This is a genomic window from Streptomyces sp. WAC06614, from assembly GCF_003949795.1.
Lineage (GTDB): Bacteria > Actinomycetota > Actinomycetes > Streptomycetales > Streptomycetaceae > Streptomyces.
Map to the genome: position 1 here is coordinate 1 of NZ_RPRY01000218.1, position 11,891 is coordinate 11,891.

At 72.6% G+C, this 11,891-nt stretch carries 7 protein-coding genes; 5 read left to right on the plus strand and 2 right to left on the minus strand.

Features of this window, described 5'->3' with window-relative positions; all coding sequences use genetic code 11:
- Positions 1–77: 77 nt before the first annotated feature.
- Positions 78–1,505: a hypothetical protein gene (locus tag EF918_RS24695; RefSeq protein ID WP_260610617.1), complete on the minus strand. Its 1,428-nt coding sequence runs from the start codon at positions 1,503–1,505 to the stop codon at positions 78–80.
- Positions 1,506–1,662: 157 nt separating this feature from the next.
- On the opposite strand from EF918_RS24695, the gene EF918_RS38475 reads away from it, so the two are divergent.
- From EF918_RS38475 to EF918_RS24715, 5 genes are all read left to right on the plus strand, one after another.
- Positions 1,663–1,785: a hypothetical protein gene (locus EF918_RS38475; RefSeq protein WP_260610614.1), complete on the plus strand. Its 123-nt coding sequence runs from the start codon at positions 1,663–1,665 to the stop codon at positions 1,783–1,785.
- A gap of 122 nt (positions 1,786–1,907) precedes the next feature.
- Positions 1,908–2,612 (plus strand): spermidine synthase, encoded by a 705-nt coding sequence (locus tag EF918_RS24700; RefSeq protein WP_260610616.1) that lies wholly within the window; start codon positions 1,908–1,910, stop codon positions 2,610–2,612.
- Positions 2,613–2,672: 60 nt separating this feature from the next.
- Positions 2,673–3,413: a response regulator transcription factor gene (locus tag EF918_RS24705; RefSeq protein ID WP_125650604.1), complete on the plus strand. Its 741-nt coding sequence runs from the start codon at positions 2,673–2,675 to the stop codon at positions 3,411–3,413.
- A 110-nt stretch (positions 3,414–3,523) separates the two neighbouring features.
- A complete protein-coding gene (locus tag EF918_RS24710; RefSeq protein ID WP_125650614.1) occupies positions 3,524–4,576 on the plus strand; it encodes an ATP-binding protein in 1,053 nt (350 codons plus the stop codon).
- A 258-nt stretch (positions 4,577–4,834) separates the two neighbouring features.
- Positions 4,835–8,719, plus strand: a complete 3,885-nt coding sequence (locus EF918_RS24715) for a multifunctional oxoglutarate decarboxylase/oxoglutarate dehydrogenase thiamine pyrophosphate-binding subunit/dihydrolipoyllysine-residue succinyltransferase subunit (protein ID WP_125650606.1) — start codon at positions 4,835–4,837, stop codon at positions 8,717–8,719.
- A 94-nt stretch (positions 8,720–8,813) separates the two neighbouring features.
- Here EF918_RS24715 and fxsT read toward each other — a convergent pair whose 3' ends face one another.
- Entirely contained in the window at positions 8,814–11,858 is a 3,045-nt protein-coding gene (gene fxsT / locus EF918_RS24720; protein ID WP_125650608.1) for an FxSxx-COOH system tetratricopeptide repeat protein, read from the minus strand.
- Positions 11,859–11,891 lie beyond the last annotated feature (33 nt).

An 11,891-nucleotide genomic window follows, 5' to 3' on the forward strand; every position in this document is an offset into this window, starting at 1 on the left:
TCGGGGACCTCCGCAGGTGGGGGTGGGGCGGGCGGGGCCCGCTCGTGGGTCCCCGTGATCATCCTCTGCCCGCGCCGCTACGGGCAGGCCCCCGGCCGGGCGTACAGGGCCACCCGGGCCCCGTGGACCGGGCGGATCTCGCACAGGTCGAAGAACACGGCCAGGGTCTGCCGCTTGACCGCCTCGCGCGGGTACGCGTCCCACGGCTGGTCCGCCGGGTCCAGCAGGGCCAGGACCCGCGGCGCCTCGGTCAGCCGCGCGCGGATCCCCTCCGAGGGGAGTTCGGTGCCCTGGAGGGTGCGCGAGGCGGCCGGGGCGCGGTCGAGCGCGAGGTCGGACAGGGCGCCGTAGACCCCGGGCGAGGACAGCAGCCATTCGCGCCGCCGTGCGGGCATGAAGAGCACCGCGTCACCGGGCCGGGCCAGGTCCCGTACGGCCGCCGCCACGGCCGGGGCGTCGTCCTTGCGGCTGTCGGGCGTGCGCAGCCACACCGACCAGAGCGCCACCGGCACCAGCAGCGCCGCCCCCACCGGCCGGAGCCACCACCGCACCGCCCGCACCCGGACCCGCGCCAGCCGGTCCCCGGCCAGCAGGGCGAGCCCGGCCAGGGCGTAGAGCACGTACCGGTCGACGTACAGCGGGTGGACCAGCGAGACCGTCAGCAGGAGCCCGGGCGGCAGCACCGCCAGCGGCAGCGCCAGCCGGACGAGCTCCCGGTCGGCGCCGCGTGCCAGCAGCGCGGCCAGCCCGGCCACCCCCGCGTACGCCGCCCAGTCCGCCCAGGACGGCCGGCCCAGCCAGCCCAGTTGCCGCCCGGCCTGCCCCGCGCTGAGCACGGCCAGCGGGAGCACCAGCACGGCCACGGCCGCCGCGCACCGGCGCCAGGCGCGCACGCGCCGGCCGGTCACGGCGTGCGCGAGCAGCGCCAGCACGGCGAACTCGTGCAGCCAGCAGGCCACCGTCAGCACCACCGCGTACGCCGGCCACCGCCGGCGGTGCAGCAGGTACGTCGCCCCCACCACGACGGCGGCCACCAGCGCGTAGGACCTGCCCTCCTGGGCGTACATCTGCACGGGCGGCAGGACGGCGTACACCACGCCCGCGGCCAGGGCCGTGCGCGGTCCGGCCAGCCGGTGGCCGAGCGCGGCCACCCCGGCCGCGGCCAGGGCGGTGGCCGCCACCGACGGCAGCCGCAGCGCGACCGGCCCGGACAGGCCGGCGGCCTCGCCGAGCGGGAGGAGGGCGTGGGTGAGCAGGTAGTAGAGGCCGTGGACGGCGTCCACCCGGCCGAGCAGCCCGAGCAGGTCACCGAGCGGGCGGTGGGCCACCTGCCAGCTCACGGACTCGTCGCGCCACATGCTGCCACCCCGGTCCAGCCCCCACAGGCCGAGGGCGAGGGCGAGCAGCGGAGGCAGCCACCGCCACGGCGGGGTCCGGCTGATGGCGGCCTCCTGGTGCTTCCGGTGCGGGTGACGGTGACCAGGCGCTGGTCGCCGGTGGAGCATCCTGGTCAAGGGGGACGGCTCGTGGACCCGGCTGGACCGGCAGGCGCAGCCGGCCGGCTCCGGGCGGCTGTCGGCGGCGGAGCTGGACGCGCTGCGCGGCGCGCTGGCGGCGGCCGACTTCCCGCACCTTCCGCGGACGCTCCTGAGCGAGCGGCCGGTGTACGACGGGTTCACGTACGCGTTCGTGCACGGCGGCCACGAGGTGGCGGCGGACCAGGGGGCGATGCCGGCGCGGCTGGCGAAGGTGCTCCAGGCCCTGCCCCCGTTCGAGGCGCCGTAACGGCGGAACACCGCGCGGCCCCGCTTCGTTCAGCGGAACAGGAGTGACCGTACGGTCACGGAACGGAGCCGCCGATGCCTGTGCCCACATCCATGCCCCTGCCCGTCCCCACACCCGCGTCCATGCCCGTGTCCACGCTCGACCGCCGCGACGGCCCGTACGGCGAGGTGGTGCTGCGCAGACGTGAGGCCGCGGCACCGGGCGGGGAGCCGGTCTACGAGATCATCGCCAACGGCTGCTTCCTGATGGACACCTCCGACGGCCGTTCGGAGCGCCTGCTCGTCGACGCGGCCCTGGCCGCCCTGGGCCGGAATCCGGCGGAGGGAGGCGCGGGGACCGGCCCGGCGCTGCTGCTCGGCGGGCTCGGCGTCGGCTTCTCCCTCGCGCACGCCGCCGCCCAGCCGGTCTGGGGACGGATCGCGGTCGCCGAGCGTGAGGAGGCGATCATCGACTGGCACCGCCGCGGAGCGCTCTCCTCCGTCACCGCGGACGCGTTCGCCGACCCGCGCGTCAGCCTGCTGCGCGCCGATCTCGTCACACTTCTCCGGGAAGGCCCCGACCGTTTCGACGCCCTCTGCCTCGACATCGACAACGGCCCCGACTGGACCGTCACGGAGGACAACCGGAACCTGTACTCCGCGGCCGGACTCGCCTCCTGCCGCGCCCGGTTGAGGCCCGGAGGCGTGCTCGCGGTGTGGTCGGCGCGGCCGTCGGAGGCGTTCGGGACGGCAATGCGGAATGCCGGGTTCAGCTCGGTACGGACGGAAGAGGTGCCCGTTGCCCGAGGTGTCCCGGACGTGATCCATCTCGGCCGGAACCCCTCATAGCCGCAGGCCGGTGGCTCCTCTACGCTGCCCTTCATCACGCTGGACTACCGGGGCGGGACGATGGAACAGACACACAGCACACCGATCGGGGCGGCGGCCACCCCTGGCGCGCAACGGCGGGTGCTCGTCGTGGAGGACGACCGGACGATCGCGGACGCGATCGCCGCCCGCCTGCGGGCCGAGGGATTCCAGGTCCAGGTGGCCACGGACGGCCCCGCCGCCGTCGCCCTCGCCGAGAGCTGGCTGCCCGAGCTCCTGGTGCTCGACGTGATGCTGCCGGGCTTCGACGGCCTGGAGGTGTGCCGCCGGGTGCAGGCGCAGCGGCCGGTCCCCGTGCTCATGCTCACGGCGCGTGACGACGAGACCGACATGCTGGTCGGTCTCGGCGTCGGCGCCGACGACTACATGACCAAACCGTTCTCCATGCGGGAGCTGGCCGCGCGCGTGCACGTGCTGCTGCGCCGGGTCGAGCGGGCGAACATCGCCGCCACCGCCCCCCGCGGGTCCACCCTGCGGCTGGGCGACCTGGAGATCGACCACGCCCAGCGCCGCGTACGGGTGCACGCCGAGGACGTCCACCTGACGCCCACCGAGTTCGACCTGCTGGTGTGCCTGGCCGGCACCCCGCGCGCGGTGCTCTCGCGGGAGCAGCTGCTGGCGGAGGTGTGGGACTGGGCCGACGCGTCGGGCACCCGGACCGTCGACAGCCACATCAAGGCGCTGCGCCGCAAGATCGGCGCCGAGCGGATCCGTACGGTCCACGGGGTGGGTTACGCCCTGGAGACCCCGGCGCAGCCGTGAGTTCCGGGGCCCGGCAACCGGGCGGGCGCGCGCGGCCCCGGCCGGGTGAACGTCTGCGGCCGGACGAGCGGCTGCGCTCCCCCGACGAGGGGCTCCCGCCGCTCGGGCCGCTGCGCCCGTTCTCACCGTTCTCGATCAAGACCAAGCTGGGCACGCTCGTCGTGGTCTCGGTCTTCATCACCACCGGGCTGGTGCTGGTGGCCCTGCGCACCGAGACCGAACTGCGGTTCATCACGGTGTTCTCGGTGATCGCCTCGATGCTGATCACCCAGTTCGTGGCGCACAGCCTCACCGCGCCGCTCGACGACATGATCACGGTCGCCCGGTCGATCTCGCACGGCGACTACACCCGGCGGGTGCGCGGCGCGGGACGCCGGGACGAGCTCGGCGACCTGGCCGCCACGATCAACCTGATGGCCGACGACCTGGAGGCGGTGGACCGGCACCGCAAGGAGCTGGTCGCCAACGTCTCCCACGAGCTGCGCACCCCCATCGCGGCGCTGCGGGCGGTCCTGGAGAACGTGGTGGACGGGGTCTCGGCGGCCGACCCCGAGACCATGCGGACCATGCTCAAGCAGACCGAGCGGCTGGGCCGGCTGGTGGAGACCCTGCTGGACCTGTCCCGGCTCGACAACGGCGTGGTCCCGCTCAAGGCCCGGCGCTTCGAGGTGTGGCCGTACCTGTCCGGGGTGCTCAAGGAGTCGGGGCTCGCCCGCGCCGGCCGGCCGGGGCTGGCCTCCGGCTCGGGCGGCCGCACCCGCAACGACGTCCACCTGCACCTGGACGTGTTCCCGTCCGACCTGACGGCGTACGCGGACGCGGAGCGGCTGCACCAGGTGGTGGCCAATCTGATCGACAACGCGGTCAAGCACAGCCCCCCGCACGGCCGGGTCACCGTCCGGGCCCGCGGCGGCGCGGCGCCCGGGAGCCTGACGCTGGAGGTGCTCGACGAGGGCCCCGGCATCCCGCAGGCGGAGTGGCACCGGGTCTTCGAACGGTTCAACCGGGGCAGCGGCACCGGCGGCGACGGGGGCACCGGGCTGGGCCTGGCGATCGCCCGCTGGGCCGTCGGGCTGCACGGCGGCGACATCCGCGTGGCCGAATCGTCACGGGGATGCAGGATCCGCGTCACCCTTCCGGGAAGCTCGCCCCCCGCAGGTTGACGTAGGGTTCGAGGGGAAAGGAAATGATCTCGGCCACATGTGCACGGGATCCGTCAGGGGTGCGACGCCAGGGGGCCGCAACCGCGGTCACCCGTACCCGAACCAGGCTGGTTTCCCGCCATTCCCCCCGGCGAAACCCGCCGTTCGATGTGACCTACGCGACGTAAGTCCCGCCCGGTCTGCATCTCACGGCCTGAGAGGCGTAGCCTTTATTCCCGCTGTCCATACCTTGTGAAGCGGAAGAGGGCGGTTGCCGCCGTGTCGCCACAGTCCCCGAGTAACCCGAGCACCACGACCGAAGCAGCAGAGGGCGGGAAGAACCCTGCCTCAGGCTTCGGCGCCAATGAGTGGCTCGTCGACGAGATCTACCAGCAGTACCTCCAGGACCCGAATTCGGTCGATCGTGCCTGGTGGGACTTCTTCGCCGACTACAAGCCGGGGGGCGGCGCAGCCGCTCCGGCGACGACGGTGAAGCCGATGACGGATGGCGCCTCCGCACAGGCCGCCACCGCCGCCGCAGCCCCTCAGGTCACGCCGCAGGTCCCCGACGCCGCCGCCACGGGGGCGGCCGGCGCCGCAGTACCTGCTCCGGCCTCTGCGCCCACGCCTGCGTCAGCTCCTGCCCCTGCTCCTGCCACTCCCTCTGGTGCCCCTGCTGTGACTGTCACCTCCCAGGCCCAGGCCGCCGCACCGGCCGCGCCTGCCCCTCAGGCCGCCGCTCCGGCCGCCGCCGCCCCGGCTCAGAAGTCCGCGCCCGCGACCGAGGCCCCCGCCGGCCCCGAGCTCGTGACGCTCCGCGGACCGGCCGCCGCGGTCGCCAAGAACATGAACGCCTCGCTGGAGATGCCGACGGCCACGTCCGTCCGCGCCGTCCCGGTGAAGCTGCTGTTCGACAACCGCATCGTCATCAACAACCACCTCAAGCGCGCCCGGGGCGGGAAGATCTCCTTCACGCACCTGATCGGCTACGCGATGGTGCGGGCCATCAAGGCCATGCCGTCGATGAACTACTCCTACGCGGAGAAGGACGGCAAGCCCACCCTGGTCAAGCCGGAGCACGTCAACTTCGGTCTGGCGATCGACCTGGTCAAGCCCAACGGTGACCGCCAGCTCGTCGTCGCCGGCATCAAGAAGGCCGAGACCCTCGACTTCTTCGGCTTCTGGCAGGCCTACGAGGACATCGTCCGCCGCGCCCGCGTCGGCAAGCTGACGATGGACGACTTCACCGGCGTCACGGTCTCCCTGACCAACCCGGGCGGCCTCGGCACCGTCCACTCCGTGCCCCGCCTGATGCCCGGACAGTCGGTCATCATGGGCGTCGGCTCCATGGACTACCCGGCCGAGTTCCAGGGCACCTCCCAGGACACCCTGAACAAGCTGGGCATCTCCAAGGTCATGACCCTGACCTCGACCTACGACCACCGGGTCATCCAGGGCGCGGCCTCCGGCGAGTTCCTGCGCATCGTCGCGAACCTCCTGCTCGGCGAGGACGGCTTCTACGACGACGTCTTCGAGTCGCTGCGCATCCCCTACGAGCCGGTCCGCTGGCTCCGCGACATCGACGCCAGCCACGACGACGACGTCACCAAGGCCGCCCGCGTCTTCGAGCTCATCCACTCCTACCGGGTCCGCGGCCACGTCATGGCCGACACCGACCCGCTGGAGTACAAGCAGCGCAAGCACCCCGACCTCGACATCACCGAGCACGGCCTCACCCTGTGGGACCTGGAGCGCGAGTTCGCGGTCGGCGGCTTCGCCGGCAAGTCCATGATGAAGCTGCGCGACATCCTCGGCGTGCTGCGCGACTCGTACTGCCGCACCACCGGCGTCGAGTTCATGCACATCCAGGACCCCAAGCAGCGCAAGTGGATCCAGGACCGCATCGAGCGCCCGCACTCCAAGCCGGAGCGCGAGGAGCAGCTGCGCATCCTGCGCCGCCTGAACGCGGCCGAGGCCTTCGAGACCTTCCTGCAGACGAAGTACGTCGGCCAGAAGCGCTTCTCCCTGGAGGGCGGCGAGTCCGTCATCCCGCTGCTCGACGCCGTCATCGACTCCGCCGCCGAGGCCCGCCTCGACGAGGTCGCCATCGGCATGGCCCACCGCGGCCGCCTCAACGTGCTCGCCAACATCGTCGGCAAGTCGTACGCGCAGATCTTCCGCGAGTTCGAGGGCAACCTCGACCCGAAGTCCATGCACGGCTCCGGCGACGTGAAGTACCACCTGGGCGCCGAGGGCACCTTCACCGGTCTCGACGGGGAGCAGATCAAGGTCTCCCTGGTCGCCAACCCCTCCCACCTGGAGGCCGTCGACCCGGTCCTGGAGGGTGTCGTCCGCGCCAAGCAGGACGTCATCGGCAAGGGCGGCACGGACTTCACCGTCCTGCCGGTCGCCCTGCACGGTGACGCGGCCTTCGCCGGCCAGGGTGTCGTCGCCGAGACCCTGAACATGTCGCAGCTGCGCGGCTACCGCACCGGCGGTACGGTCCACGTCGTCATCAACAACCAGGTCGGCTTCACGGCGGCGCCGGAGTCCTCCCGCTCCTCCATGTACGCCACCGACGTGGCCCGCATGATCGAGGCCCCGATCTTCCACGTGAACGGCGACGACCCCGAGGCCGTCGTCCGTGTCGCGCGGCTGGCCTTCGAGTTCCGTCAGGCGTTCAACAAGGACGTCGTGATCGACCTCATCTGCTACCGCCGCCGCGGCCACAACGAGTCGGACAACCCGGCGTTCACCCAGCCGCTGATGTACGACCTGATCGACAAGAAGCGCTCGGTGCGCAAGCTGTACACCGAGTCCCTCATCGGTCGCGGCGACATCACCCTGGAAGAGGCCGAGCAGGCGCTGCAGGACTTCCAGGGCCAGCTGGAGAAGGTGTTCGCCGAGGTCCGCGAGGCCTCGACGCAGCCCGCCGTCGGCGCGCCGGTCCCGGCCGAGCCGGGCGACTTCCCGGTCGCCGTGGACACCGCCGTCTCCTTCGACGTGGTCAAGCGGATCGCCGAGTCCCAGGTGAACATCCCCGAGGGCGTCACCGTCCACCCGCGTCTGCTGCCGCAGCTCCAGCGCCGCGCGGCGATGATCGACGACGGCACCATCGACTGGGGCATGGGCGAGACCCTGGCCTTCGGTTCGCTGCTGATGGAGGGCACCCCGGTCCGGCTGTCCGGCCAGGACTCCCGCCGCGGCACCTTCGGCCAGCGCCACGCGGTCCTCATCGACCGGGAGACCGGCGAGGACTACACCCCGCTGCTGTACCTGTCGGAGGACCAGGCCCGGTTCAACGTCTACGACTCGCTGCTCTCCGAGTACGCGGCCATGGGCTTCGAGTACGGCTACTCGCTGGCCCGCCCGGACGCGCTCGTGCTCTGGGAGGCCCAGTTCGGTGACTTCGTCAACGGCGCGCAGACCGTCGTCGACGAGTTCATCTCCTCGGCCGAGCAGAAGTGGGGCCAGACCTCCGGCGTCACGCTGCTCCTCCCGCACGGCTACGAGGGCCAGGGCCCGGACCACTCCTCGGCCCGCCCGGAGCGGTTCCTCCAGCTCTGCGCGCAGAACAACATGACGGTCGCCATGCCGACGCTCCCGTCGAACTACTTCCACCTGCTGCGCTGGCAGGTCCACAACCCGCACCACAAGCCGCTCATCGTCTTCACCCCGAAGTCGATGCTGCGTCTGAAGGCCGCGGCGTCGAAGGCGGAGGAGTTCACCACCGGCAGCTTCCGCCCGGTCATCGGCGACACCACCGTCGACCCGAACGCCGTCCGCAAGGTCGTCTTCACCGCGGGCAAGGTCTACTACGACCTGGAGGCCGAGCGGGCCAAGCGCGGCATCACGGACACGGCCATCATCCGCATCGAGCGCCTGTACCCGCTGCCGGGTGCCGAGCTCCAGGCGGAGATCGCCAAGTACCCGAACGCGGCGAAGTACATCTGGGCGCAGGAGGAGCCGGCGAACCAGGGTGCCTGGCCGTTCATCGCGCTCAACCTGATCGACCACCTCGACCTGGCGGTCGGCGCCGACATCCCCGCGGGCGAGCGCCTGCGCCGCGTCTCGCGGCCGCACAGCTCTTCCCCGGCCGTCGGCTCGGCCAAGCGCCACCAGGCGGAGCAGCAGCAGCTGATCAACGAGGTCTTCGAGGCCTAGGCCTCGCCCTCCCTGCCGAAGCCCGGCCCCGCACCACGCGGGGCCGGGCTTCGGCCTTCCTTCGGGGGCTCCGCCCCCGGACCCCGGGATCGGCCTACGGCTGGGGCTCGAAGTCCCAGTAGGGCCTGATGCGTTGGCGGGCGGAGATGGTGTGGACGTGTTGGGTGCCCAGGGTGCGGGCCAGGGCCCGCAAGGCGTGGTCCTCGTGGCGCGCCGCCTCCTCCAGCTCCTGCTTCGCCCGCAGGTCCGCCGCCAGCGCGGTATGCGCACTCAGCGCCATCGGATGGTCCGCCCCGAGCACCTGCTCCACCCCCCGCAGCGTCTCCCGGCTCAACTCCAGCGCCTCGTCTAGCCGTTCCGTGAAGTTGCGGCACCCGGCCGCGTTCAGCGCGCAGCCCAGGGTCCACGGGTGCCGTTCCCCCAGCGCGCCGCGCATCCCCACCAGCGCCTGTTCGCACAGGCTCAGCGCCGCCTCCCGCTCGCCCTGCGCGCGCAGCACGAGCCCCAGGTTGCCGACCGTACCGATGCTGTACGGGTGGGCCAGGCCCAGTTGGGCCTGGTAGTGGCGGACCACGTCCTCCGAGATCCGCCGGGCCTCCTCGATGTCCCCGTACTCCCGCAGGTACGTCGCGAAGTCGGAGGCCACCATCAGGGTCCAGGGGTAGTCCGCCCCGAACACGCGGGTGGCCCGCTCCCAGACGTTGCGCAGCCGCTGCCCGGCGCCGGGGATGTCGCCGAGCCGCCGCAGGCACATCCCCAGGTTGTGCTCGGCCCGTAGGGTCTGCGGATGGTTCAGGCCCAGGACCTGGGTGTTCAGCCGTAGGCCCTGTTCCTGCCGGGTCTGTGCCTCGCGGTAGCGGCCCATCAGCCGCAGCCCCATCGCGCAGGCGATGCCGGAGGACAGCGTGGAGATGTGCTGGGGCCGCAGCACCCGCTCCCGCCGTCGCAGCGTGTCCAGGTCCAGGTCGTACGCCTCCTGGTAGCGGCCGAGCAGCCGGTAGGTGGCCGCCAGGTTGTTCTGCGCGTTCAGCGTGGTGGCGTCGTCCTCGCCGAGCAGTTCCCGGTACGCGGCCAGCCCGTCCTCGAACAGCTGCCGGGCGGGCTCGAACTTGGCGATGCACAGCAGGACGCCGCCGTACGCGCTGGTCGCCCGCAGCGTCTCCAGGTCGCGGTCGCCGCGCTCGGCCCGCACCTGGTCGGCGACGGCCCGGGTGAGGGTCTCGGCCCGCCGGAACAGCCCGAGGTTGCGCAGGGCTCCGCCGTACTGGTAGCTGAGCTCGCGCACCCGCTCGTGGTCGTCACCGAGCATGTTCCGCCAGTGGTGGTCGGTCTCCTCGCACAGCCGTAGGCAGGTGCGGTACTCCCCGGCCAGCACCAGGTAGCGCAGGCAGTGCAGCAGGAAGCTCTGGATGCGGGTGTTGGAGCTGGTCAGGACGCCGGCGGTCTCCAGGTGCGGGATGAGTTCGGCGTAGCGCGGCCACAGCTGGGAGTCGGAGGGGCGGCCGGGGTCGGCGGCGGCGAGCACCTGCCGTACGGCGCGGGCCAGGGGCGCGGCCTCCGCCTCGGAGAGGTTCTCCCGGACGATGCCGTGGACCATGCTGTGCAGCTGGACCGTCTCCAGCCCGCCGCCGCCCTCCTCCACGGGCAGGTCGGAGTACTCCAGGCGGACCACGGAGAACTGCACGAGCTTGTTCAGGGCGGCGTTCCACCGGATCTGGTCGTTGATCAGTCCGGCGAGCTGTTCGGGGACCTCCTCGGCGGGGAACTCGCGCAGCAGCCGCAACGGGACGGGGCCGGGCGCGAAGAACACGAACAGCCGGAGCAGGGCGAGGGCGTCGGGGAAGTTCTCCCGGACGTTGTTGAGGAGGATCGCGAGGGCCGTGGGGAAGGGCAGCGGATAGTCGTCGGAGACGGTGACCGCTTCCCGCGAGTCCAGCCGGCGCCGCAGCAGCCGCAGGTAGTCGCCGACGGTCAGCGGGGAGTCGGCGAGCCAGCCGGCGGTCTGGTCGAGGGCGAGCGGGTAGTCCTCCAGCGCCTCGGCGAGCTGGTCGGCCTCGTCGTGGGTGAGCCGGCGGGCGCGGCGGCGGATGAAGGTGACCGACTCGGGGCGGGCGTAGAGGGGGACCTCGACGAGGCTGGTGTGCCGGGAGGCCCATTCGCGGTTGCGGGAGGTGATGATCACGTCGCCGGCTCCGGAGGGCAGCAGGTCGGTGAGGTCGTCGGGGTTGTCGCAGCCGTCGAAGACGATCAGCCAGCGGCCGTACGGGGTGCCGCGGCGCAGCGCTTCGAGCACGGCCCGGATCTGTTCGCCGTAGCTGCCGGCACCGCGGGGCAGGCCGAGGGCGGGTGCGAGGTCGGCGAGGCGTTCGCGCAGGGTGGGGCGGTCCTCGGCGGGCACCCACCACACCACGTCGTACTCGGAGGCGAAGCGGTACGCGTACTCGGTGGCGACCTGGGTCTTGCCGACGCCGGACAGCCCGAGGAGGGTGACGGTGGACGCGCCGGGCGGGGCGTCGGTGAGGGCCTCGCGCAGGGTGGCGATGACGTCGTTGCGGCCGGTGAAACGGGGGTTGCGGCGCGGGACGCGGCCCCAGATCTCGGGCGGGTCGTTGGGGAAGCGGGGCCCGCGGCGGCCGGTCTCGGTGCCGATCCGCTCGGTGGGCAGGTCCAGCCGGCGCAGCACCCGGTACTCGGCCTCGTACGCGTCCAGCCCCCACAGGTCGGCGTGCTCCAGGGCGGCGACGGCGGTGGGCAGCGGGGCGTCGGTGAGACTGACGGCGGCGAACCGGTCGGGGTGGGCGTCGGTGAGGGCGCGCAGGGCGGTGTTCCACTCGTCCTCGGAGTGGGTGCCCACGGAGAAGTAGCGTTCGCTGAGCACCAGCAGCACCTTGCCGTTGCCGCGGGCGAGGTCGTTCAGGGCCTCGGTGAGGGAGGGGCTGCGCTGGGGGTCCCAGCGCTGGAGGCTGACCCGGTGGCCGTGCTCCTCCAGGCGGTGGCCGATCCACACGGCCCACGGGCGGTTGAAGCCGGCGTAGCTGACGACGAAGCGGCGGGCCTGGCGCGCACAACACCCCGAACTCGCCGCGTCCGCACCGGGTTGACCGGCCCGGTGGCGCGGTACCTTGGCAGCCCCGGCCACGTGCCGCGAGCTCCACCCCGCCACTTGCCACGA

What these genes read in the sequence shown, in the direction of transcription:
- EF918_RS24700 (WP_260610616.1), top strand. Translation starts at nt 1,908, where the DNA reads ATGCCCGTGTCCACGCTCGACCGCCGCGACGGCCCGTACGGCGAGGTG.
- EF918_RS24695 (WP_260610617.1), bottom strand. Translation starts at nt 1,505, where the DNA reads ATGCTCCACCGGCGACCAGCGCCTGGTCACCGTCACCCGCACCGGAAG.
- EF918_RS24705 (WP_125650604.1), top strand. Translation starts at nt 2,673, where the DNA reads ATGGAACAGACACACAGCACACCGATCGGGGCGGCGGCCACCCCTGGC.